Here is a 22406-nt window from a genome sequence, read left to right as displayed (position 1 = left end):
AGCTTATATTAAACTTTAATAAAAATAAAAAAGAGAGCGGAAACAGAAATCAAAATGAAAAAATGATTTCGTATTCTCGCCCTCTACAAGAACGCTTTAAGATTCGCGATTATTAAACAATTCAATAATATAAGTTAAGTTTTCTGTATTGTATTGATCTGGTAATCGACTTAGACAATCATAAGCTTTTTGTGTATGATATGTCATTTTATCTTCGGCACCTTGTTGTCCTAATAGTGATACATATGTACTTTTATCATTATCAATATCGCTACCTACAGCTTTACCTAATTTTGCTTCGTCACCATATACATCTAACAAATCATCTTTGATTTGAAACATTAAACCTAAATGTTCGCTAAATGATTCTAATGCATTCGCAACACTTTGTTCTGGTTTTGCAATATCTACTGCAGCCATCACTGCAAATTTAAGTAACGCGCCTGTTTTGGCGTTGTGAATTTGTTCGAGTGTATCGATATTCACTTTGGCACCTTCGCCTTCACTTTGCATATCAAGAGTTTGACCTCCAACCATACCCAAATGGCCACTAGCAAAAGCTAAACGTTTAATTAACTTGATTTTAGCAGTATCATCAACTGCTTCATCATTAACGATAATATCAAATGCTTTGGTTAGGAGTGCGTCGCCAGCTAAAATCGCTTTCCATTCACCAAACACTTTATGATTTGTAAGTTTGCCTCTGCGATAATCATCGTTATCCATTGGTGGCAAATCATCGTGTATTAAAGAATAAGTATGAATCATTTCTAAGCCAAGTGCAGAAGAAAGCCCGGCTTTATACTCACTAGATAACATCTCTAAAGTTAATAGTAATAACACTGGTCTAATTCGCTTACCACCAGCTTCTAATGAGTAACGCATACTTTCTTCTAAATTTGTATTTAAATCTGAATCCGGGATTGTCTCGGATAATAGTTGGTTAACTTCCGCTGTTAAGTTTTCCATCTTTTTATTCATTTTCATTATCTTCCTTCACGACATCGTCATTATTATCAGTATGTTCATCTGCCATTAATTCGTTGACTTTCTTTTCAGCGTTTTTTAACGTTTCATCGCAAGTTGCTGACAATTTCATACCGCGTTGATACAAGTTCAGAGATTCTTCTAATGATACATTTTCGTTATCAAGTTTATGCACTATATTTTCTAACTCTTTCATCATTTCCTCAAAACTTTGTGTATTACTATTACTCATCATTACACCTTACCTTCTTAACTTGAGCATCAACAACGCCATCTTTCATTGTTAATACTATGTTGTCGTTCTCAGCTAAATCACTAGTACTCGTAATAACATTGTCATCCTTATTAACGATTGTATAACCACGCAACATCGTATTTGTAGGACTTAAATTATTAAGACTTTCTAATTTTCTAGCTAGGTTATTTTTTTGATTATGAATAAAATTATTCATAACTTTATTCAAATCATCACGCTTTTGAGCATTTGTTATTTGTTCTCTATTTATATCTTGTTTAAAACCTTTAAGATTAAACTTATTCAACAATAATTGTAATTGCTGTTGATGATTTTTGATTGCTAAATTCATCGAAAGGTTAAGTTGCTTTTCTAAATCATCTCGTTTTTGAATCTGTTGATCGTACAATAATGTTGGCGTTTGAAATTTATAATACGATGATACATGTTCTAAATGTTTTCTTTGATGTTGTAAATGTTGTTTTATAAAACGAGTAAGCGACAAATTGATTTGTTGCAAATATTGACGTAATTCAAATTGATCTGGTGTTGCCATAACTGCTGCTTGTGTCGGTGTAGCTGCACGAACATCTGCAACGAAATCACTGAGCGTAAAATCCGTCTCATGACCAACTGCCGAAATAATAGGTGTAGTACAAGCGTGTATGGCTTTGACTACATCCTTTTCATTAAAGTTCCATAAGTCTTCAATAGAACCTCCGCCTCGTCCGATAATTATCGTATCTACACCCATTTCATCTGCATGTTGTATATTTTTAATAATATCGTTTTTAGCTTGTTCGCCTTGTACTAGTGTATTGATTTGTATTTGTTCTGCTAAAGGATATCTACTGTTGATTGTAGTATGAATATCTCTAATGGCTGCACCAGTACCTGCTGTTAACACTGCAATCTTCTTAGGGAACTTAGGTATAGGTTTTTTGTTATTTTGATCAAAATAGCCATCTTTAGTAAGTTTCTTCTTCAGCTGTTCTAATCTTTGATATAGATTACCGACGCCATCTAAATGCATCTTATTGACATAAATTTGATAGTTCCCACGGCGTTCATATACTGACACACGTGCTTCTACAAGTACCTCGTCACCTTCCTTAGGTGCAAAATCAATTTTCGAGGCATTGCCTTTAAACATCATCGCACTTATAACGCTATTATTATCTTTGATGTTAAAGTATAGATGACCACTACTATGTTTTTTAAAATTAGACAGTTCACCTTTAATTAACACAGATTGCAAGTGAGGATCTTGATCAAATTTATATTTAATATATTTTGTAAGTGTAGATACACTTAAATATTCTGCCATGTTATATCACTCTTTTATTCAATATTGCTCAATACACCATTTATAAATTTATAATGATCATCATCACTGAATTGTTTTGCTAATTCCACAGCTTCGTTGATGATTACTTTTTGTGGTGTTGAACTATTTAACAATTCATAAGTAGACATTCTTAAGATAATACGATCAGATTTTAGTAATCTATCTAAAGTCCAATCTTTTAAATGTGGTTGGATTTTTTCATCTAAGACCGATTCATGATCTTTCACACCAGTTACTAACCAGTTGATAAAATCAAATTCTAAATCAGGATTATCATCTTTAATAAAACTTATAGCTTCATCAATAGTTAATTCATTATTTTTCATTTCAAGCTGAAATAGAGTTTGAAAAGCTTGTGTTCTCGATTCTTTACGACTCATTATAAACTCCCTTAAGCATAGTTTTATTTGTAAATCATTTGTGCATAGAAATAAGACATGTTAAAAAAACAAACGATTATTTCAGTTGTCACATAATGTATTTATAAAGTAAATTTGCTTTATTTAATTTTAATTTATTGGTTCGATATGCGTAATGTGGACATTAATTTGACTTGGTTCAATCGTGGTCATTGTAGTTAATGAATTATATATAGCCTGTTGTATTTTTTTTGCTGTTTCTGAGATATTAATTCCATAGGATAATGTGCAATAAACATCTATATAAATGCCATCTTCCCTTGTATCTACTTTTATGCCTCTACTTAATTGTTTCTTGCTTATATTTTCAATACTTGCATGTTTTAACTCTTTAAAATGACCTTGAATACCTTTAATTTCAGATGTTGCTATACTTGCTATAACTGTTAAAACTTCGGGCGCAATCTCAATTTTCCCTAAATTGGAATGTGTGGACTCTGATACTTTGACCATTTCACTTACCCCCTAATTAGATTCATCATCCATAATATTATATGTTTCTAAGAAATTAGTGTTAAATTCCCCGCTTCTGAAAATTTCATTGTTTAATAGACGAACATGGAATGGTATCGTTGTGTCTATCCCTAATACCAGGTATTCGCCTAATGCACGTAAACCAGTCATGATTGCTTCGTCTCTAGTTGGTTCATGAACAATGAGTTTTGCAACCATAGAATCGTAATATGGAGGAATTGTATAATTAGTATAACATGCAGATTCAATTCTTACGCCAAATCCACCTGGAGCCAAGTATTGGGTAATTTGACCTGGGGAAGGCATAAAGTTTTTGTATGGATTTTCAGCATTAATTCTAAATTCCATTGCATGTCCTTCAATTTTAATATCTTTCTGTTTAAACGGTAACTTTTCACCCATCGCAACTTTTAATTGTAGTTTAACTAAGTCTATGCCTGTGACCATTTCGGTAACTGGGTGTTCAACTTGTATTCGTGTATTCATTTCCATGAAGTAAAATTCGTTAGAATCTAAGTCATATATAAATTCGATAGTACCAGCATTTTCGTAATTAACTGCTTTTGCAGCTCTTACTGCCGCATTACCCATTTCTTGTCTCTTTTCTTCAGTTAATATTGGAGAAGGCGCTTCTTCAACAAGTTTTTGCATTCTACGTTGAATTGTACAATCACGTTCACCTAAATGAATCACGTTGCCATAGCTATCACCCATAATTTGTATTTCAATATGTCTGAAATTCTCGATGAATTTTTCCAAATATAGTCCACTATTACCAAAAGCAGTTTCCGCTTCTTGTTGTGTCATTTTGAAGCCAGTTTCTAATTCTTTTTCATCACGAGCAACTCTAATACCTTTACCGCCGCCACCAGCAGTAGCCTTGATGATAACTGGATAACCTATTTTGTTTGCAATCTTTTTCGCGTCTTCAATATTTAAAACAAGCCCTTCGCTACCAGGAACAACTGGCACTTCAGCGCGTTTCATTTCTTCTTTAGCTACGTCTTTGATACCCATTTTTTGAATAGATTCAAAGCTTGGTCCAATGAATTTAAGTTGGCATGCATCACATAGTTCAGCAAAATCACCATTTTCTGCTAAGAAACCATATCCAGGGTGAATGCCGTCACACCCTGTTGATGTTGCAATAGATAAAATGTTTGGGATATTCAAATAAGAATCTTTAGATTGTGTTGGCCCGACGCAGTATGCTTCATCAGCAATTTGAGTATGTAAAGCGTCTTTATCTCCTTCTGAGTATATTGCCACCGTTTGTAAACCTAAATCGTGACATGCACGAATAATTCTTACTGCGATTTCCCCTCTATTTGCTATTAAAATTTTATTCATTATTTTACCTTAAATAACGGTTGGCCATACTCTACCATTTGACCGTCTTCTACTAAGATTTCAGCAATTTCACCACTGACTTCGGCTTGTATTTCATTGAATAATTTCATAGCTTCTAATATACATACAGTTGAATCGTTTGTTACAGAATCTCCAACTTGCACGTAGGCACTTTCTTCTGGAGATGGTGATTTGTAAAACGTACCAACCATTGGCGCATTAATTGTTTGCAAGTTATCTTCTGTGGCATTAGTATTCGTGCTAACTTCATCAGCACCTTGTATTCCTGCAGGAGTTGATGCCACACCTTGTTGGGGTGCCATTTGTTGCATCGGTTGCTGTGAAATTTGAGGTGTTATAATTTCAGTTTCTTTTTCTTTTTTTAAATTTACAATATTACCTTTGTCCTCAATATTAATTTCAGTCAAGCTAGATTGGTCAAGAATTTCTATCAATTCTTTAATTTCTTTAAAATTCATAAATACTGACTCCTTCAGATTGTTTTCATTTACCTTGTTTATTTTACTTTAGTGATATGTTCAATTCAAGCATATACATACTTTCTATAATAAACTGATTAACTTTTATCGTGTTCTATATACCATAAGTGTCTAAAATCTAATTTTTTTAGTGAGATGATGTAATTCTTATTAATTAATATATTACATCACTATAATGTTGATATCACTAATTGTTAAAATCCGATAGTAGTTCAATTCGCTTCTTTAGCGCTCAGGTTCAATTCGATATGTATCACAGTGTAATACGATTAATAACACTTAGTATAAACGCTACATACAAAGTTAAACATTTATAATTTAACATTTTAATTATAGAATTTATAGTATTCATAAACATTATATTCTCTAATATAACCTTTTATATTCATAATAACCATAAAAACCTTTCCAATTATATATATCGGAAAGGTTTTTACTCATCACTTTAATTGCATATGATTTTTAAATAATAAAATGTTAGGCTCTAGAAATATAACTACCATCACCTGTATTAATTACAAGTGTGTCACCTTCATTAACGAATAAAGGTACATTTAAAGTATATCCTGTTTCTACTGTAGCAGATTTAGTAGCACCATTAGCTGTATCACCTTTAATACCTGGTTCAGTTTCTGTTACTACAAGTTCAACAGTTTTTGGTAATTCAACACCAAGTGTTTCATTACCATATGTTTGAATTTGAACTTCCATGTTTGCTTTTAAGAAGTTTAATTCGTGTTGTAAATAATCTTCTTGTAGCTCTGTTTGATCAAATGTTTCATTATCCATAAAAACATGAGTATCTCCATCGGCATATAGATATTGCATACGACGATTTTCAATCATAGCAGTTTCTACTTTTTCGCCACCTCTGAATGTTTTTTCTTGGATCGAACCAGTTCTTAAATTACGTAGCTTAGAACGTACAAACGCAGAACCTTTTCCTGGTTTAACATGTTGGAAATCTAAAACTTTCCAAATACCATTATCTACTGCTATTGTTAAGCCTGTTTTAAAATCATTAACCGAAATCATTCAGTTTCCTCCTCAATTGTAAGGTCTTCTATAAAATAATAAGGTTTTTCGGAGATTTAGTAAAGCATTCACAGCCATTTTCTTTAATTAAAATGTCATCTTCAATACGAACGCCACCCAATCCATCTATATATATACCAGGTTCAATTGTAACACAATTATTTATATCTAATGACACATCAGATTTTCTAGAAAGATTAGGACCTTCGTGAACGTCTAATCCAATACCATGACCAAGTGAATGTCCAAACGCTTCGCCATAACCTTTTTCAGCGATATAATCTCTTGCAATAGCATCTAACGCCTTACCAGTAATACCTTTTTTAGCAGCATCAATACCTTTTTGATTCGCCTCTAGAACTATATTATAAATTTCTTTAAGTTTTGGATCAGGCTCACCTATTGCAAATGTACGAGTGATGTCTGATGAATAACCTTTGTAATATGCACCAAAATCTAATGTAATTAATTCTCCTGAATTTATAACTTTGTCACTAGCAACACCATGAGGGAGCGCACCACGTTCTCCAGAAGCAACAATCGTTTCAAATGAAGTTCCTTCAGAACCTAGTTCTAACATTTTGCTTTCTAATTTTGCTTTTAGTTGCTGTTCAGTCATACCAGCTTTTGCTACAGTTAATATATATTCATATGCTTCATCAACAATATTTGCAGCTTTTTGAATCAACTTAATCTCTGCTTCATCTTTTACTTCACGTATTTTTTCAATCATACCTGAAATACTAATTAAACTAATGTATGATTTGCTTAATTGAAGATATGTATCATAGCTGACTAAGTCACCTTCAAATCCAACATTTTGTACGTCTAACTTTTCAAGTTGCTTTTTGACTTCATCAATTAAACTACCTTCTTGTTTGATGATTTCAAATTCTGGGGCTTGAGCAGTCGCTTGTTCAATGTACCTAAAATCAGTTAGCAACAAGTTGTGATCTTTCGTAATGATTAACGCACCACTTGTACCAGTAAAACCGGATAAATAACGTCTGTTAAAGTCAGAAAGGACTACCACTGCTTCTAAATGTTTGGCTTCTATAGCGGTATTTAATTTATCAATTCTTGTCATTTGTCATCCTCCTATACAATAAGTTTGTACATTTTCTTTTTATACATTAAAATGATAGCATAATTATAGTAAAAATTTATAGTTTTTGAATTAGGAGAGAGTTATGAAGAAAAAAATAGTGGCTATTTTATGTGCTTCATGTATACTTGCTGGTTGCGGAAGTCAAAACCTTGGTCCATTAGAAGAAAAGACGACCAAACTTCGCGATGAAAACCATAAGTTAAAGGGGAACATTCAAGAATTAAAACAAGAAATTAGCAAAGAGCAAAATAAAATTGCGGCTTTAGAGAAAGATAAGAAAGATATTAGTAAAGCAAAAAGTAATAAAAAGAAAGTAGCTAATTTAAAAGCATCTTCTACATATTATCAAGATATTGCTAAATTAATTGACCAATACAACGCCATCGAAAGTGATGTTTCAAAAAACAAGGGTGATAAGAAAGTACAAGATAAACTTGCAGAACTCAAAAATAAGATGGATACCGCATTTACGACATATAAAAATGATGTGGATAAAGATAAAATGGATAGCGAAGATAAATCCAAAAATAAAAACATAACTAAATTGGATAAAGACTTAAATTCAGCATTTAGTGACATTAAAGATGGTTACGATGCTAAAGATAAGAAGAAGATTCAAAAAGGTCAAGCAGCTTTATCAACCATCAGTATTAAAGATAGTCAAAGTTAACAATCACATAGGAGTGTTTTAGGTGAAACAAGCAATATTTTATATCGTTATCGCAATTGCAATCGTGGGATTAGTACTCAATCTTGATGCCTTTATCTTCAGTTTTGTAAGAATGGTCGTTAGCTTAGCCATTTTTGGTGGTATTATATATGCAATTTACTATTTCTTCTTCTTAACTGAGGATCAGCGTAAATACAAACGTGCGCAACGTAAGTATAAAAAACAAAATAGAAAGAAAAAATAACAAATACTTGGATATATAAATAACCCCGGATAGATTATCTCAAAAAGATATCTTTTTCGGGGTTGTTTTATAATTTATACTTATTTAAAATATTTTGATATGTGTCACTGCTTTAAATTATAGAGTAAACAATTTAAGACTAACCTATTTACGATAATTCCAATCGTCAGATTTGTATTTATCAATTAACTCATTTATTTCATTTTGTTGTTTTTCATTAAGTTCTAGTGGCATAAAGTCAATATTCAATCCTTTTTTAAAGCCTATTTCAAATGCTTCTTCCATCTCTTCGATACTAATATGACGATCTGAAATATCGTTTATTGCCACAGCTTTTTCTACAAATGCTTGCTTCATTTTATCTTTGAGGCGATCATTTTTAAAAACAAACATATCAAACAAATCATCTACGTCTACATCTTGTAGCAAAGAACCGTGTTGTAAGATAACTCCTTTTTGACGAACTTGAGCACTGCCAGCAATTTTACGCCCTTCTACTACTAATTCATACCAGCTAGGTGCATCAAAACAAACTGCACTTCTTGGTTGTTTTAAATTTGCTCTTTCCTCTTTTGATTTTGGAATGGCAAATGAAGCATCAAAACCTAAATATTTAAAACCTTCTAACAATCCTTCTGAAATAACTCTATAAGCTTCAGTCACTGTTGAAGGCATCTCAGGGTGTGATTCTGGAACGATGACACTGTATGTCAGTTCTTTATCATGTAACACCCCTCTGCCACCAGTTTGACGGCGTACAAGTCCGTAACCTTTAGCATTCACCTTTTCAATATCTATTTCCTTAGTTAGCCTTTGAAAATAACCAACTGATAAAGTCGCAGGGTCCCATGTATAAAACCTAATTACTGGATCTATCTCTCCTCTAGATACAAAATTAAGTAAAGCTTCATCCATTGCCATATTATAATATGGGTCTTTGCTACCAGTATTTATAAAATTCCATGTTTCTGTCACTTTCAAAACTCCTATCGCTAAATTAAATTGTGATAACAGCAATTATGTGTTATCGTTTTCAATAATTGTTCAAGTTTGTCAGCAATAACTATTTATCGTGAGAAAAATATTTTGATAAATTGCGCTAACAGTCTTATAATATATAATATCGGTTAATTAGGGAGGATGCAAGATGAGTAACTTTTGGTTTATAGCGTTAGCAGTTTTAATAATTATCATCGCTTACATGCTAATCAATTATCTTCTTAATAAAAGAGCAGTCACAGAATTAAACCAAAATGAGTTCCATGATGGTTTGCGCAAAGCTCAAGTTATTGATGTAAGAGAAAAAGTGGACTATGAATACGGGCACATCAACGGTGCACGTAATATTCCAATTACTATGTTTAAACAAAGATACCAAGGTTTACGAACAGACCAACCTATCTATCTTTGTGATGCGAATGGCATTGCCAGTTATCGTGCAGCTAGAACTTTAAAGAAAAACGGCTACACGGATATCTACATGTTAAAAGGTGGATATAAAAAATGGACTGGTAAAATTAAATCTAAAAAATAACTTCATATCTTAAAATTATTGATATAAAGTGAATGTTTAAAATAAAAAGCGTAGTTAACATTTAAAGTTGACTACGTTTTTTATTTTGCACAAAAAGATCGAACTGGTTTTATACCAGTCCGATCTTTTGTTTGTATATTTAAGTTACTATCACTATAACCAAGTAAACTAACTATTCTTTTTCTGAACGTAAGTTTTCAAATTTTAATACTGGATTTCTTGCTGCTTTGGTTTCGTCTAACCTATCAATGATAGTTGTATGTGGCGCTTCTAATACAATATCTGGGTTCTCTTTAGCTTCATTTGCAATTTGAATCATCGTATCACAGAAGTGGTCTAGAGTTTCTTTTGACTCGGTCTCAGTTGGTTCAATCATCATACCTTCTTCGACATTAAGTGGGAAATAAATAGTCGGTGGATGCACGCCAAAATCTAATAGACGTTTAGCCATATCTAATGTACGAACACCTTGTTCTTTTTGTTTAGATCCACTTAAAACAAACTCGTGTTTACAATATTGACTGTAAGGAATATTGAAATGTTCTTTCAGTCTTGCTTTAATATAATTGGCATTTAACACAGCAGCTTCAGAAACTTCTTCAAGACCTTTGTTACCCATACTACGAATGTAAGTATACGCTCTTAAGTAGATGCCAAAGTTACCATAGAAAGGTTTAACACGTCCTATAGAATTTTCTATATTATTATCATATTTATAAATATCGTTTTCTTTAACAACCATCGGTTTAGGTAAAAAGCTCGCAAGTTCTTTTTTAACGCCTACTGGTCCAGAACCTGGTCCACCACCGCCGTGTGGTCCCGTAAATGTTTTGTGTAAGTTTAAGTGAACTGCATCAAATCCCATATCACCTGGTCTAACTTTGTCCATAATGGCATTTAAATTTGCACCATCATAATATAATAATCCTCCAGCTTCATGAACGATATTACGAATATCCATAATATTTTTCTCGAAAATACCTAAAGTATTTGGATTTGTTAACATGATAGCAGCTGTTTTATCATTAACTAAACGCTTCAAATCATCAATATCTACTTCTCCGCGTTCATTTGATTTAACTGTTACAGCCTTAAAGCCTGCAAATGCAGCTGAAGCTGGGTTAGTTCCGTGTGCAGAGTCAGGAACGATAACTTCGTCACGATGACCTTCTCCATTTTTTTGGTGGTATGCTTTAAAAATCATTAAAGCTGTCCACTCACCATGAGCACCAGCAGCAGGTTGTAATGTTACCTCATCCATACCTGTGATTTCTTTCAACTCTTCTTGTAAACTATGAATAATCTCCAAAGATCCTTGAACTTGCGATTCATCTTGTAATGGATGCGATTCCGCAAATCCCGGTATTCTGGCAATCTTTTCATTTATTTTCGGATTATATTTCATAGTACAAGAACCTAATGGATAAAATCCTGAATCCACACCAAAGTTTTTATTTGAAAGCTCTGTGTAATGTCTCACTAAATCTAATTCAGCAACTTCTGGTAGTTCTGCTTTATTTTTTCTAATATATTTTTCATCTAATAATTTTTCAACAGCACCATTATCTATTTCTTTCTTTGGTAACGAATACGCATAACGACCTTTTTTAGAACGCTCAAAAATTAATGGACTTGATTTACTTACTACCATTTAATTCACCTGCTTTCTTAACAAATGTGTCAATTTCATCTTTTGTTCTCAATTCCGTTACAGCAACAAGCATATGGTTTTCAAATGATTCTGATACTTCGCTTAAATCGAAACCTCCTATAATTCCTTCTTGTATAAGAGCATCATTAATATCTTTAACAGGTTTATCGAATTTCACTACAAATTCATTAAACGATGTTCCATTTGACACTTCTAAACCAACTTGCTTAAATTGTTCTTTTGCATAATTTGCATTTTCAAAGTTTTGTACTGAAATATCATAAATACCTTGTTTTCCTAATGCTGACATACAGATCGAAGAAGCTAATGCATTTAATGCTTGGTTTGAACAAATATTTGAAGTAGCTTTATCGCGACGTATATGTTGTTCACGAGCTTGTAAGGTTAGAACAAAGCCACGATGCCCATCTGCATCTTCAGTTTGCCCTACTAAACGACCAGGTGTTTTACGCATTAATTTTTTAGTTGTAGCAAAGAAACCACAATGAGGCCCTCCAAATTGTGCAGGTATGCCAAATGGTTGTGTATCTCCAACTACAATATCCGCACCAAAACTACCTGGAGGTGTTAATAAACCTAATGCAAGTGGATTTGTATAAACAATAAATAAAGCCTTCTTACCTTCAATAAATGATTGAATTTTCTCTAAGTCTTCAATTGAACCATAGAAGTTAGGATACTGCACGGCTACCGCAGCTGTATCGTCACCTACAGCCGCTTCTAATTTTTCTAAATCTGTAATAGTACCATCTAAATCAACTTCTACGACTTCAAACTCTTCACGTGTTTTTACATATGTGTTGAGAACTTGTAATGCTTGATAATGTAATCCTTTAGAAACTACAATTTTATTTTTTCGTGTTTGATTAAAAGCTAAAATACATGCTTCAGCAAAACTTGTAATACCATCATACATAGATGAATTTGCAATATCCATGTCAGTTAATTCACAAATTAACGTTTGGAATTCAAAAATTGCTTGTAGTTCACCTTGTGAAATTTCTGGTTGATAAGGTGTGTATGCAGTATAGAATTCTGAACGAGAAATCATTGCATCTACTACAGCTGGTGCGTAATGGTCGTATACGCCTGCACCTAAAAATGAAGTGTGCGTTTCTTTAGTGATATTTTTACTAGCAACTCTACTTAAGCGCTTTGTTAATGTAGTTTCAGCTTCTGCGTCTGGAATAGCTAACTCTCTATTTAATAATATGTCATTAGGTACATCTCCAAATAATTCTGAAATTGAATCTGCACCAATAGTATCTAACATTTCCTGCTTATCTTGCTCTGTTAATGGAATATAACGATGACTCACAGTAACACCCCTTTGTATTATTTGCTTATTTGATTTTTCTTAACAATTTTTGCTTTAACTTGTCTCTTCCTTACTTGTACTAACACTTCTTTGCCCATTTCAAAAGCTTCACGATTTATTAGAGCTAAACCAATTGATTTACCAGTTAATGGTGATTGAGTACCCGAAGTAATCTCTCCAATTTGATTACCATCTAAATCCAATACTTCATAACCAGTTCTAGGAATACCTTTATCAATCATTTCTAAACCAACTGTTCTACGTTTTGAACCATGTTCTTTTTGTTCTTTAAGAACACTTTTGCCAATGAAATCGGCTTCGATTAATGGCTTGACTGCAAATGCGATACCAGCTTCATATGGTGTAATTTCTTCGCTTAAATCTTGACCATGTAGAGGTAAACCAGCTTCCAATCTCAATGTATCTCTTGCTCCTAAGCCACATGGAACAACGTTATACTCTAATATTTCCTTCCATAAATAAGGAGCATCATCCGCGTCGCAGTATATTTCAAAGCCATCTTCACCAGTATATCCTGATTGTGATAAAATTACGTTTTTCCCAAAAAACGCTACATTTTGCTTAAATTCGAAAGGTTTCATTGAAGATACATCTACATCAACATGTTGTTGAACTAGGTTACGCGCATTTGGCCCTTGAATTGCTAATTGACCATAATCATTCGAAACATTAATTACTTCTGCATCGAAGTTTTCGGCTTTTTCTTTCATCCAAGCAAAGTCTTTATCTGTATTGCCAGCATTTACTACTAATAAATATTGATTTTCATCTAATTTATATGTGATTAAATCATCAATAATACCGCCATTTTCATTACACAGTGCAGTATATTGAGCTTTATTTGTAGTCAAATTTTCAGTATCGTTAGAAAGTAGATATTGTACTAGCTGTGCAGCTTCACTACCTTTTATCAGAATTTCACCCATATGGCTTACATCAAACAAACCGATTTCTGTTCTAACAACATTATGTTCTTCTTTAATACTTGAAAATTGGACTGGCATAGCCCATCCACCAAATTCTACGATTTTAGCACCACTATCTACAAAAGTTTGATAAAGCGGTGTTTTTTTCAGTTCATTGGACATGAATAAACCTCCTATTATTTAAGTAAAAATATATTAAAAAAACAGAGTAGACTAAGCTACCCTGTTTAAATTCTCCAGGAATGCGTCACAGTATTATCCTTTTGCCTGAGAGTTTCGTTAAACTTGCACCTTCGGCGATGGACTAAAGTTATATATAATATAACCAACCATTCTCTCCAATACTGATCATTCGCAAACAATCTCTTCCATAATCTCACTTTGTAATGAGTGAAGAGATTTACTGCTATTTAATTTTATGAATGCGATTTCATTATATCTTGAAACCCTTGAGGAATACAAGCTTTTTAATTCAAAAAGAGATTTATTGTTTGCATTAGGTCTATTGCTATCATTTTTAATTCTATTGTAAACAATATTTAAGTCGCAATCTAACCATATGACTCTCCTTTGTAGTTTTAAAAAGTCTAACGTTTGATCGCTTTCAATGATACCTCCACCGGTCGAAATAATATGATAATAGTTTATACATTCTTTTAGATACTTATATTCTAATTCTCTAAAGCCCGTTTCACCTATTTGTTCAAATATATCTGGGATAGATTGATTTTCTTGTTCAACAATGTACGCATCTAAGTCAACGTATGATAGCTGATTATGCTTTGAAAGATATTTACCTAATGTTGTCTTACCAGTTCCCATAAATCCGATTAATATCAATGGCTCCATTTTAATGTTATTCAAAAATATCTTCCTTTTTTAAAAATAAATTAATTTGATTTTCATAATATTTCTCTATGTTATCTAAAGTTTTTAATTGTATACCAATTTGAATTACATAAATTGTAATTATAGATAAATATAGCATAAATAGCACCAACACAAAAGGATAGATATATGCTTTTCTGTTAAATATATAATTGTCTTTCATAGTAGTTCCCTTTTGCAATTATGTTTAAATTAACTTTCAACGTTTCATAATTTATAATATTAAATTCTACAGACTTCACATTATTTAATATAGTTATATTTCCATTACCGTTAACACTTTTGATTATCTTGTTGTTTTTGTATTCATAAACAATATCTTTATCATTATTTTTTATTACTATTTTATTCTTGCGTATGCCATTTTCTATAATTCGAGAATTTTTTTCTAATAAATCACGTGTTAAATCAACAGCAAAAAATTCTAGGTCTAGATTGGATTGAGTTGCTAAACGCGTTTCGATAAAGTGGGTTGTTTTAAATAATGCAGGCAATATTGTAAAGATTAATATAGTAATAAATAGTGCAAATAATACTTCGATATACGTAAATGCTTTAAATCTTTTTACCATAGCATTTTTCATATTTAGTTCCTTTTCTTTTTATGCAAAGTTTTTGATTGCTTAGTTGCAAATGATAAATATCTAAATCTAATCCGTTTTTCAGAGCTGGTTTATCATAATGGCATAATGAGTTTAATATAACCCTTTTCATCTCTATTTCGATTGTTTTATTTTCTATTTCTTTTGAAAGTTGTAACATCAGAGGGATAAATATAATACATATTGAAGTTATTGTTGTAAAAGATAAAAGTGCATCTAAAAATAATGAGCCGTACAAATTATACTTTCTCATATCTTAAGCGTCCTTTTTCTATATGAAATATTATTCTATATAAAGTTTGATCAACACTTAGATATAACGAACCAAATTTGTTTACATCACCATTTTTATTGAAATTTATATAGTTTAAATTTGTGCGAGGATGTATATAGGTGTTTTGTGGTAAATCAAAAGTAGAATTCTGCATATATTGTTCTTTAACATGGACCTGTTTAGAATAATCATTGAATATTAATGTAATAAATTGTTGGTCTTTGATTGCTTTTGATTTTAAGTAATTAAATTGCATTATTAAGTTACTTATCTTTGAATGTGGTGACGTTAAGTCATTTTTGATATAAGAAAATCTTTGCATTTGTAAAAAAATAAGCGAACTTATTATACTCAATACAAATAGCATTTCAACATAAGTAAATGCTTTACTAATTTGCAACTGCTTCACCATCATTTATCGATATTAAGGCGCCTGACTTACATTGTTTTTGGTTCTCTTTGATATAACCTTCGTTGACGAGTTCGTCCATAGTAGTTGGCTTCTTATTGAACTTCAAACTATAAGCTTCAATTTGACTATCTACCATTTTGAGTTGCGCTTCACAACTAGTTGTTTGTATGTGTGAGGATTGTTTAGCTATATTAGGTATTATTAGTATTAATAACAAACTTATTATTAATAAAACCAATAGCATTTCAATGAGTGTAAATGCCTTTTTGTTAAACTTATTTTTAAAATTATTCATATATTATTAAACCCTCATTTCATTTTATTGTTTGCATTAAATCAAACATTGGTAACATGATAACTAAATATAGTGACACAATCATAATAGCTATTACTAAAAATATACATGGCTGTATAAATTTGATAATGAATTGCATTGATTGTTGAATTTTATCAATAATAATTTCACTATATAATTTTAATTCAACTTCAAGCCGTCCTTTTTTCTCACCTTCTTCTATAAAAATAACTAATTCCCTTTCAAAACATGATAATTTTGTTAAAATTTCACTCAATTTCAAACCTTTTTGTGTACCACTTGAGAGTGCATTTGCTAAATAATTTAAATAACTGTCATCTTTTTGCTCAGAATAAATGTCGACTATTTTTTGAAGGCTAATGCCATTTTTATAAAATAACGAGAACTCAGAAGATAAGCGAAAAGTTTTATAAAGCTTAAAGAACTTTGACACAATAGGCATTGATAACATTAACTTAAGTTTATAATGTATCGGGAGCTTTATATACAATAACCAGAATAGTACTAAGGTTAATAGAATAACAAGAAGCAAATACCATATGAAAGAAGGCAGATTTAATATTATAAAAGATAAGTCTCGCTGGACTGAGGATATTTCTACTCCCATATTATGATATAAATTTTGAAACTCTGGGATGATAGTATGATTAATAATAATTAGCATAATGATAAATATAGAAAGTAAAAGTAAAGGATATTGTATTGTTTTAAATAAACGCTTCTTAATCTTATAATTACGTAATAAATATTCTTGAGCATGAGGTAAAGTGTCTGTTAAATCACCAAACATCTCGGCAAAATATATTAACATAATAATTGATTTTGGATACTTTAGTAATTTAAGAATTTGAGAACAATATGCACCATGTTGTAATTCTGCTTTAATCAATAATTTGGTTTCTAGCGACCTAATCTTAGTATGCTGAAGTAAGAAATCAAATGAATCACTTAAAGTAAAACCATGTTCTAGTAAGTCTTTTAGCTTTGATAGTAACCTAATTTTGTCCTTTTCGCTTAATACTGCATAAGAATAAAATTTAGAGATAACGTTCCATTGATGTTTCACATATCATCCCCTCTTTTGACATTTTATTTAGTTTATAAGATAAGTTATGAAATTCTTTGGGTAATGTATAGCTATTTTTAAAGAAGTGATAAACATCTTCTTTAGTTATCTGTTCATATACAAGCTCTCTTTCACCTTTTACGTTAGTAATAAGCCTTTGATTTAATATGCTAGTGATTGATTGTATGAGTTGTTGAACCGTTATCCCCATTTCTAGCAGTCTTAAAATAACTCCTTTGCAATTACTAGCATGAATTGTCGAAAGTACTAAATGACCACTTAAACTGGCTTGTATGACATGTTTAGCTACGTTTGCATCTCTTATTTCTCCGATCAAGATAATATCTGGATCGCAGCGTAAAATAGCTTTAAAAGAAGTTTCATAATTTATCCCTGCCTTTTCATTTAAAGATATTTGAGTTATGCCATTTATTAATTGTTCAACGGGTTCTTCAATTGTAATTATATTTAAATTTAAGTTCTCTTTAGCATAAGATAACATGTGATACATTAACGTACTTTTTCCAGAGCCAGTAGGTCCACTTAATAAAATTAATCCTTGTTTTTTATTCATTAGATTATATAAATGCGTTATGTTCTGATTATTTTTATGCTTTTGAAAATATTGCGGAATAATCCTAATAACACAGCTTTCATTTCCTAGTGATAAAGGAAGCGTTGATATTCTAAGGAAGTAAATTTGTTTTAATTTATAAATATATCTACCACTCTGTGCAGCATTATGTTTAGAGACATCTAATCCAGCTTGGTATTTCATATAGGTTAATAATTTTAAATACGTATTTAATTGCAATGTTTCTATAGACTTCAAATCATCACGTATTCTAAATTTAATCATTACTTCTTTATCAGCGGGGATAAAATGAATATCTGATGCATCATTACTAATTGCCTTTTCAATCATACTATTAAACAATAGCTTCAATAAAAAAACACCTCCTACATATGTACACGTAAGAGGTGTGAAAATTACTTTTATATTTGTATAGTAAATATCGATATAGAACTTTATTTACAATAAATTTACCCATATAAATAAGGATTCATTTGTTCATCTTCCACTGTAGTATATGGTCCATGACCTGGGAATAAAGGTAGATCATCATCTAATTCGAACAATTTATCTAATATTGAATTAACTAATGTTTCATGATCACCTTTATATAAATCTGTTCGACCTATACCTTGTTTAAATAATGTGTCACCAACAACAGCAAATTCATTAAAGACAAACGTTAAACTTCCAGGCGAATGGCCAGGAGTATGTAATACATTGAAATGAAAACCTGCAACATTTGCATCGCCTTCTTCTAATGGCTGTGGTTTAGCATTGCTAATAACATTAGGTAATCCATACTGTTTGAACTTTTCTGAACCGTTTTTATTTACATTTGTTAAGAAATCAAATTCCGATTTATGCATAAACACTGGCACATCGTATTTCTCAATAATGTCGTCTAAAGCGCCAATGTGGTCAAAATGACCATGAGTAAGTAATACGGCTACTAATTTTTTATTAATTTGATTTAACTTCTTAATAATCAAATCACTATCATTAGCAGGATCAACTAAAATAACGCTTGTATCATTCTCTATAAAATAGACATTTGTTTCGACTAAACCTAAAGATAGACTTGAAATTTTCATTCTAGTTGCCTCCGTCGTTTAAATATTTTTCTACAGCCTTCACTTTCTCGTTCATATTACGCGACTTATCTCGGCGATCATCAATTCTAATATTAGTACATACTCGACTTAGCCCTTTATCAAACGGTAATTCATGAATTGCTTGCACAACTTCAAATAAATCCTTTAAATCACCTTCAATTAATGTATTCATTGGCGTTAATTGATAATCAATTTTGCCCTGTGCTTTATATTCTTTTAATTTAGTTTGAATTTCAGCAATATATTTACTCACACTCGGTCCTTCTGTCCCGACTGGTATAACAACTACATCTACGATAGCCATTATTTAACACCATCCTTTTCAATAATATAAGTATAAATTAACCCTGCAGCACCCGTAATACCTGCATCGTTCCCTAGTTGAGCTTGAACAATTTCAGTGTTTTGTTGAGCAGGTGTAAATGTTAAATTGTGATATTCTGTTTTAATATTTTCAATTAGTATCAGCCCTGCAGTAGACATACCGCCGCCTAAGACAATATATTTTGGATTACTTGTAACGCTGACAATACTGCATAAATAAGCGATATAATTAGCAACTCGTTCTGTTATAAAAATACAGAATTGGTCACCAGCTTTTGCAGCATCAAAAACTGCTTTTGCACTTACTTTATTATCTTTGATTAATTGTAAAATTGAAGATTTAAATGTTAATTTAGGATAATAAAAATTAACCAAGTTTACGACACCCGTAGCAGATGCCACAGTTTCTATACAACCGGATTTTCCGCAGTTGCATTTGAAGCGTTGATCATGATCTACTCTGAAATGCCCAATCTCAGCTCCAGAACCATTATGACCGTGCACGATTTCACCATTTGAAATAATGCCACCGCCTAAGCCAGTACCAAGTGTAATAGCGACTACATCGTCTGCACCATTTCCTGCGCCTTTGTGTTTTTCACCTAAAGCGGCCACGTTTGCATCATTATCAACATAAACTGGACAATCTACAAATTGTTTGAAAATATCCCTTACATTTACTGTGCCTTTCCAGTATAAGTTAACCGCTCCGTTTACTTCTCCCGTTTCAAAATTCACAGGTCCAGGCACACCAATTCCAATACCTAAAACATCTGAAAAAGTGTTGTCTGATTTATCTATGTGCTGTATAAAAGAATCATATATATTTTTTAATAATAAATATCCAGTAGTATCTGAAGTATCTGTATCGATTGACCACTTTGATAAACGGTTAAGATTTTCATCAAAAATTCCTAGTTTACATGTTGTTCCACCAATATCTGCTGCTAATATAATTTTATTCATTTAATTTTCATCCTTCTCTGATTTATTAAAAGGGTGCACTTCCTTTAACTGTAGTTCAAAAAATCTTATATATCAAGGCATTTGGAGATTTTACACCAATAAGTATTCCAGATATTAAGACTTTTTGAATATTAACTTTATAAACCACTTAATATAGATTTATATTCCCTTATTTACATTTTAATCTTAATCAATTCTCAATTGCAATAATTATGAAACAACTTATCTAACAGTGCAAGATACTTGTAATTTATAGCAATTGCATGTTACAAAACATTGAGTTTAAGCTATTATCATAGTGCTTAGATAAAATTAAGATAAATAGTCATAATATAATATTTTAGGTCGAGACATTATTTTGTCTCGACCTCTTTTACAACTTTATTTACTTTTTCTTTGATTAATAATTAATCGGCAATTTAAATAATCGTCCTTTGAAATAAGACCAATATTGTATAGCGATTTTATTTCTTGTTCCATCATTTCATACATGTCTGCCTTATCTTTAAAATAAACGATAAATCCAAATTTCTTAAGGAGTTGCTGCACGTCATAAAATGTATTAATTTTCTGAATCACTATCATCGCTCAATTCTTTATTTAAATTAATATAATCATTGTTACTAGGATCGGATTTTAACGCAGCTTTTATGTACTTCTTGGCTTTATCTTTATTATCAAGGGATCTGTTTGCAATGGCTAATTGATAGTTTAAGAGCCCTGAGTTAGGGTGTTCTCTTAATCCTCTTTCCCATATTGCGATGCCTTCTGCTTTCGAATCTAACGTTGCTTTAATAAGACCATTTAAATAATAAGTTTCATCATCGGCGTAATTCTTATTAATAGTATGTTTTACCATATCTTTTGCATCATCATAATTCCCTTGTTTCATTTCATTTCTAATAATCGTGTTATATATATTATCTTCTTTAATTGTAAAAATTCTGATTTGAGCAGCTATGAATAAGATTAGTATTAATATTATTAGAAACCAGAAACGATTCTTATTTGTTTTAAAATAAAATCCTATTAATGTGATTAATAAACCACCAATGAAGCCGCCTATATGCGCTACAATATTCACGTTTTGCATAAACAGTGATAGTCCAATCATAATTAAAAGTACAATTAATAATTGTCCAATTAATTTACGATTAAATTGTTTATCTACATACATAAATGTAAAAATGGCTCCTATTAACCCAAATATAGCACCACTTGCACCCACGGAGACGGTATCTGTATTAAATGACAGCGATGCAAAATTACCGAATAAACCAGCAACAATATATATTACAGCCATTCTCCAATGGCCAACGATGGCTTCTACAATTTTCCCAAATATAAATAGGCTTAACATATTCATTAAAATATGCTCAAAATTATAATGTAAAAAGATAGAGGTTATCAATCTATACCATTCACCATGTACAACATTAAAATGAACCAGTCCACCTATATCTAATAATTTTAAATCTGAAAAACGATTTAAAAACAACGTCATAGCTAACCAAATTATAATATTAATTGCTATTAACGTGTATGTAACAGGAGCGAATTTAAGCATATGTTTTTCAATAGGATTATTATTAAGTGCACGTTGTTTATAGTATGATTTTGTGTGCTTAGTTTTACGATTATACACTTTTTTCACAAAGAAGTTTGGCATAATCCTTTCTACATGCCCTGCTTCTCTAATGATTTTAACTTTAAATTTAACTGGCTTAGTTTCATTTAAGTTCTCATCTGTAAACATTTTGTCTGTAAAAATATATAATTCATAATTCTTGGGTTTGAACCCTAAAAATGCAATAATATTATCTTGGTTTTCTTGGATTCGAGTTTTATCAAATCTAACATCTTGAGTTGAATTAGCACCATGTTTAAATATCACAATACTTTCTGATTTTTTATTTGCTAACCAAATTTCATCATAATCTTTATTAGTATGAACAACATGATAATTCAGATATTTAATCCAAGTATATATGCACTTCCAATAATGTTTCTCAATGATCATATTTGCCT

Annotated in this window: 29 protein-coding genes and 1 riboswitch; of the genes, 3 read left to right on the top strand and 26 right to left on the bottom strand. The window is 31.3% G+C overall.

The features are described from left to right. Positions 1 to 96 precede the first annotated feature (96 nt). The 9 genes from ACM591_RS08095 to ACM591_RS08055 form a co-directional block, all read right to left on the bottom strand. Positions 97 to 981 carry a polyprenyl synthetase family protein gene (locus ACM591_RS08095; protein ID WP_081324832.1) on the bottom strand — a complete coding sequence of 295 codons (885 nt, stop codon included), beginning with the start codon at positions 979 to 981 and terminating at the stop codon, positions 97 to 99. Then, positions 974 to 1219, bottom strand: coding sequence for an exodeoxyribonuclease VII small subunit (locus tag ACM591_RS08090; protein WP_058625685.1), 246 nt, complete (start codon positions 1217 to 1219; stop codon positions 974 to 976). Before ACM591_RS08090 ends, ACM591_RS08095 begins: the two co-directional genes overlap by 8 nt. After that, on the bottom strand, positions 1212 to 2549 hold the full coding sequence (gene xseA, locus ACM591_RS08085; RefSeq protein ID WP_418354364.1) for an exodeoxyribonuclease VII large subunit: 1338 nt from the start codon (positions 2547 to 2549) through the stop codon (positions 1212 to 1214). Before xseA ends, ACM591_RS08090 begins: the two co-directional genes overlap by 8 nt. Positions 2550 to 2563: 14 nt before the next feature. Further along, positions 2564 to 2950 (bottom strand): transcription antitermination factor NusB, encoded by a 387-nt coding sequence (gene nusB / locus ACM591_RS08080; protein ID WP_017724560.1) that lies wholly within the window; start codon positions 2948 to 2950, stop codon positions 2564 to 2566. A gap of 129 nt (positions 2951 to 3079) precedes the next feature. Beyond that, positions 3080 to 3442, bottom strand: coding sequence for an Asp23/Gls24 family envelope stress response protein (locus ACM591_RS08075; RefSeq protein ID WP_029377209.1), 363 nt, complete (start codon positions 3440 to 3442; stop codon positions 3080 to 3082). A 12-nt stretch (positions 3443 to 3454) separates the two neighbouring features. After that, positions 3455 to 4813 carry an acetyl-CoA carboxylase biotin carboxylase subunit gene (accC, locus tag ACM591_RS08070; protein WP_029377208.1) on the bottom strand — a complete coding sequence of 453 codons (1359 nt, stop codon included), beginning with the start codon at positions 4811 to 4813 and terminating at the stop codon, positions 3455 to 3457. Further along, entirely contained in the window at positions 4813 to 5292 is a 480-nt protein-coding gene (gene accB, locus ACM591_RS08065; protein WP_042362630.1) for an acetyl-CoA carboxylase biotin carboxyl carrier protein, read from the bottom strand. Before accB ends, accC begins: the two co-directional genes overlap by 1 nt. Before the next feature lie 498 nt (positions 5293 to 5790). After that, positions 5791 to 6348 (bottom strand): elongation factor P, encoded by a 558-nt coding sequence (efp, locus tag ACM591_RS08060; RefSeq protein ID WP_029377206.1) that lies wholly within the window; start codon positions 6346 to 6348, stop codon positions 5791 to 5793. A gap of 28 nt (positions 6349 to 6376) precedes the next feature. Next, entirely contained in the window at positions 6377 to 7435 is a 1059-nt protein-coding gene (locus ACM591_RS08055; RefSeq protein ID WP_029377205.1) for a M24 family metallopeptidase, read from the bottom strand. A gap of 103 nt (positions 7436 to 7538) precedes the next feature. Here ACM591_RS08055 and ACM591_RS08050 point away from each other — a divergent pair, with 103 nt between their 5' ends. Further along, positions 7539 to 8126, top strand: coding sequence for a hypothetical protein (locus tag ACM591_RS08050; protein WP_029377204.1), 588 nt, complete (start codon positions 7539 to 7541; stop codon positions 8124 to 8126). A gap of 22 nt (positions 8127 to 8148) precedes the next feature. Next, positions 8149 to 8370, top strand: a complete 222-nt coding sequence (locus ACM591_RS08045) for an SA1362 family protein (RefSeq protein ID WP_029377203.1) — start codon at positions 8149 to 8151, stop codon at positions 8368 to 8370. 144 nt (positions 8371 to 8514) lie between these two features. Here the strand turns inward: ACM591_RS08045 and ACM591_RS08040 are convergent, their stop codons facing one another. Beyond that, a complete protein-coding gene (locus tag ACM591_RS08040; RefSeq protein WP_326025786.1) occupies positions 8515 to 9345 on the bottom strand; it encodes a biotin/lipoate A/B protein ligase family protein in 831 nt (276 codons plus the stop codon). A 172-nt stretch (positions 9346 to 9517) separates the two neighbouring features. Between ACM591_RS08040 and ACM591_RS08035 the strand changes: the two genes are divergently transcribed. Next, complete coding sequence (locus ACM591_RS08035; protein WP_017724569.1) at positions 9518 to 9904, top strand: rhodanese-like domain-containing protein; 387 nt, start codon at positions 9518 to 9520, stop codon at positions 9902 to 9904. A gap of 172 nt (positions 9905 to 10076) precedes the next feature. Here ACM591_RS08035 and gcvPB read toward each other — a convergent pair whose 3' ends face one another. The 16 genes from gcvPB to ACM591_RS07955 all read right to left on the bottom strand — a co-directional run bounded on the left by gcvPB (position 10077) and on the right by ACM591_RS07955 (position 22398). Next, positions 10077 to 11555: an aminomethyl-transferring glycine dehydrogenase subunit GcvPB gene (gene gcvPB / locus ACM591_RS08030; protein ID WP_325996798.1), complete on the bottom strand. Its 1479-nt coding sequence runs from the start codon at positions 11553 to 11555 to the stop codon at positions 10077 to 10079. Continuing rightward, the gene (gene gcvPA, locus ACM591_RS08025; protein WP_038678548.1) at positions 11542 to 12894 is read right to left on the bottom strand and encodes an aminomethyl-transferring glycine dehydrogenase subunit GcvPA; all 1353 of its coding nucleotides are present in this window, start codon (positions 12892 to 12894) and stop codon (positions 11542 to 11544) included. Before gcvPA ends, gcvPB begins: the two co-directional genes overlap by 14 nt. Positions 12895 to 12911: 17 nt before the next feature. After that, a complete protein-coding gene (gene gcvT, locus ACM591_RS08020) occupies positions 12912 to 14003 on the bottom strand; it encodes a glycine cleavage system aminomethyltransferase GcvT (protein ID WP_326026742.1) in 1092 nt (363 codons plus the stop codon). Between the two features lie 83 nt (positions 14004 to 14086). Next, positions 14087 to 14193, bottom strand: a riboswitch (glycine riboswitch). Continuing rightward, positions 14190 to 14690, bottom strand: coding sequence for a shikimate kinase (locus ACM591_RS08015; protein ID WP_037557022.1), 501 nt, complete (start codon positions 14688 to 14690; stop codon positions 14190 to 14192). It overlaps the preceding riboswitch by 4 nt. A gap of 7 nt (positions 14691 to 14697) precedes the next feature. After that, the gene (locus ACM591_RS08010) at positions 14698 to 14892 is read right to left on the bottom strand and encodes a hypothetical protein (RefSeq protein WP_029377196.1); all 195 of its coding nucleotides are present in this window, start codon (positions 14890 to 14892) and stop codon (positions 14698 to 14700) included. After that, positions 14870 to 15313, bottom strand: a complete 444-nt coding sequence (gene comGF / locus ACM591_RS08005; protein ID WP_029377195.1) for a competence type IV pilus minor pilin ComGF — start codon at positions 15311 to 15313, stop codon at positions 14870 to 14872. The genes ACM591_RS08010 and comGF overlap by 23 nt, the downstream gene beginning before the upstream one ends. Next, entirely contained in the window at positions 15285 to 15584 is a 300-nt protein-coding gene (locus ACM591_RS08000) for a hypothetical protein (protein ID WP_326026743.1), read from the bottom strand. The genes comGF and ACM591_RS08000 overlap by 29 nt, the downstream gene beginning before the upstream one ends. Beyond that, entirely contained in the window at positions 15571 to 16017 is a 447-nt protein-coding gene (gene comGD / locus ACM591_RS07995; RefSeq protein WP_419749106.1) for a competence type IV pilus minor pilin ComGD, read from the bottom strand. The genes ACM591_RS08000 and comGD overlap by 14 nt, the downstream gene beginning before the upstream one ends. Then, positions 15995 to 16312, bottom strand: coding sequence for a competence type IV pilus major pilin ComGC (gene comGC, locus ACM591_RS07990; RefSeq protein ID WP_029377192.1), 318 nt, complete (start codon positions 16310 to 16312; stop codon positions 15995 to 15997). Before comGC ends, comGD begins: the two co-directional genes overlap by 23 nt. A gap of 19 nt (positions 16313 to 16331) precedes the next feature. Next, positions 16332 to 17399 (bottom strand): competence type IV pilus assembly protein ComGB, encoded by a 1068-nt coding sequence (gene comGB / locus ACM591_RS07985; protein ID WP_051664335.1) that lies wholly within the window; start codon positions 17397 to 17399, stop codon positions 16332 to 16334. Then, positions 17371 to 18345, bottom strand: a complete 975-nt coding sequence (gene comGA / locus ACM591_RS07980; protein ID WP_029377190.1) for a competence type IV pilus ATPase ComGA — start codon at positions 18343 to 18345, stop codon at positions 17371 to 17373. The genes comGB and comGA overlap by 29 nt, the downstream gene beginning before the upstream one ends. 98 nt (positions 18346 to 18443) lie before the next feature. Continuing rightward, the gene (locus ACM591_RS07975) at positions 18444 to 19067 is read right to left on the bottom strand and encodes an MBL fold metallo-hydrolase (protein WP_029377189.1); all 624 of its coding nucleotides are present in this window, start codon (positions 19065 to 19067) and stop codon (positions 18444 to 18446) included. 1 nt (position 19068) lies between these two features. Further along, positions 19069 to 19392, bottom strand: coding sequence for an MTH1187 family thiamine-binding protein (locus ACM591_RS07970; RefSeq protein WP_029377188.1), 324 nt, complete (start codon positions 19390 to 19392; stop codon positions 19069 to 19071). Then, a complete protein-coding gene (locus tag ACM591_RS07965; RefSeq protein WP_029377187.1) occupies positions 19392 to 20378 on the bottom strand; it encodes a glucokinase in 987 nt (328 codons plus the stop codon). The genes ACM591_RS07970 and ACM591_RS07965 overlap by 1 nt, the downstream gene beginning before the upstream one ends. Before the next feature lie 381 nt (positions 20379 to 20759). Then, entirely contained in the window at positions 20760 to 20957 is a 198-nt protein-coding gene (locus ACM591_RS07960; RefSeq protein WP_029377186.1) for a YqgQ family protein, read from the bottom strand. Then, a complete protein-coding gene (locus ACM591_RS07955) occupies positions 20941 to 22398 on the bottom strand; it encodes a rhomboid family intramembrane serine protease (RefSeq protein WP_029377185.1) in 1458 nt (485 codons plus the stop codon). The genes ACM591_RS07960 and ACM591_RS07955 overlap by 17 nt, the downstream gene beginning before the upstream one ends. Positions 22399 to 22406 lie beyond the last annotated feature (8 nt).

This window comes from Staphylococcus sp. Ze2 (assembly GCF_048568365.1).
In the GTDB taxonomy this organism is placed as follows: domain Bacteria; phylum Bacillota; class Bacilli; order Staphylococcales; family Staphylococcaceae; genus Staphylococcus; species Staphylococcus xylosus.
This window is presented reverse-complemented; position numbering and strand designations above follow the sequence as displayed.

What these genes read in the sequence shown, in the direction of transcription:
- ACM591_RS08095 (WP_081324832.1), bottom strand. Translation starts at nt 981, where the DNA reads ATGAATAAAAAGATGGAAAACTTAACAGCGGAAGTTAACCAACTATTA.
- ACM591_RS08090 (WP_058625685.1), bottom strand. Translation starts at nt 1,219, where the DNA reads ATGAGTAATAGTAATACACAAAGTTTTGAGGAAATGATGAAAGAGTTA.
- xseA (WP_418354364.1), bottom strand. Translation starts at nt 2,549, where the DNA reads ATGGCAGAATATTTAAGTGTATCTACACTTACAAAATATATTAAATAT.
- nusB (WP_017724560.1), bottom strand. Translation starts at nt 2,950, where the DNA reads ATGAGTCGTAAAGAATCGAGAACACAAGCTTTTCAAACTCTATTTCAG.
- ACM591_RS08075 (WP_029377209.1), bottom strand. Translation starts at nt 3,442, where the DNA reads ATGGTCAAAGTATCAGAGTCCACACATTCCAATTTAGGGAAAATTGAG.
- accC (WP_029377208.1), bottom strand. Translation starts at nt 4,813, where the DNA reads ATGAATAAAATTTTAATAGCAAATAGAGGGGAAATCGCAGTAAGAATT.
- accB (WP_042362630.1), bottom strand. Translation starts at nt 5,292, where the DNA reads ATGAATTTTAAAGAAATTAAAGAATTGATAGAAATTCTTGACCAATCT.
- efp (WP_029377206.1), bottom strand. Translation starts at nt 6,348, where the DNA reads ATGATTTCGGTTAATGATTTTAAAACAGGCTTAACAATAGCAGTAGAT.
- ACM591_RS08055 (WP_029377205.1), bottom strand. Translation starts at nt 7,435, where the DNA reads ATGACAAGAATTGATAAATTAAATACCGCTATAGAAGCCAAACATTTA.
- ACM591_RS08050 (WP_029377204.1), top strand. Translation starts at nt 7,539, where the DNA reads ATGAAGAAAAAAATAGTGGCTATTTTATGTGCTTCATGTATACTTGCT.
- ACM591_RS08035 (WP_017724569.1), top strand. Translation starts at nt 9,518, where the DNA reads ATGAGTAACTTTTGGTTTATAGCGTTAGCAGTTTTAATAATTATCATC.
- gcvPB (WP_325996798.1), bottom strand. Translation starts at nt 11,555, where the DNA reads ATGGTAGTAAGTAAATCAAGTCCATTAATTTTTGAGCGTTCTAAAAAA.
- gcvT (WP_326026742.1), bottom strand. Translation starts at nt 14,003, where the DNA reads ATGTCCAATGAACTGAAAAAAACACCGCTTTATCAAACTTTTGTAGAT.
- ACM591_RS08015 (WP_037557022.1), bottom strand. Translation starts at nt 14,690, where the DNA reads ATGGAGCCATTGATATTAATCGGATTTATGGGAACTGGTAAGACAACA.
- ACM591_RS08010 (WP_029377196.1), bottom strand. Translation starts at nt 14,892, where the DNA reads ATGAAAGACAATTATATATTTAACAGAAAAGCATATATCTATCCTTTT.
- comGF (WP_029377195.1), bottom strand. Translation starts at nt 15,313, where the DNA reads ATGAAAAATGCTATGGTAAAAAGATTTAAAGCATTTACGTATATCGAA.
- ACM591_RS08000 (WP_326026743.1), bottom strand. Translation starts at nt 15,584, where the DNA reads ATGAGAAAGTATAATTTGTACGGCTCATTATTTTTAGATGCACTTTTA.
- comGD (WP_419749106.1), bottom strand. Translation starts at nt 16,017, where the DNA reads ATGGTGAAGCAGTTGCAAATTAGTAAAGCATTTACTTATGTTGAAATG.
- comGC (WP_029377192.1), bottom strand. Translation starts at nt 16,312, where the DNA reads ATGAATAATTTTAAAAATAAGTTTAACAAAAAGGCATTTACACTCATT.
- ACM591_RS07975 (WP_029377189.1), bottom strand. Translation starts at nt 19,067, where the DNA reads ATGAAAATTTCAAGTCTATCTTTAGGTTTAGTCGAAACAAATGTCTAT.
- ACM591_RS07970 (WP_029377188.1), bottom strand. Translation starts at nt 19,392, where the DNA reads ATGGCTATCGTAGATGTAGTTGTTATACCAGTCGGGACAGAAGGACCG.
- ACM591_RS07965 (WP_029377187.1), bottom strand. Translation starts at nt 20,378, where the DNA reads ATGAATAAAATTATATTAGCAGCAGATATTGGTGGAACAACATGTAAA.
- ACM591_RS07955 (WP_029377185.1), bottom strand. Translation starts at nt 22,398, where the DNA reads ATGATCATTGAGAAACATTATTGGAAGTGCATATATACTTGGATTAAA.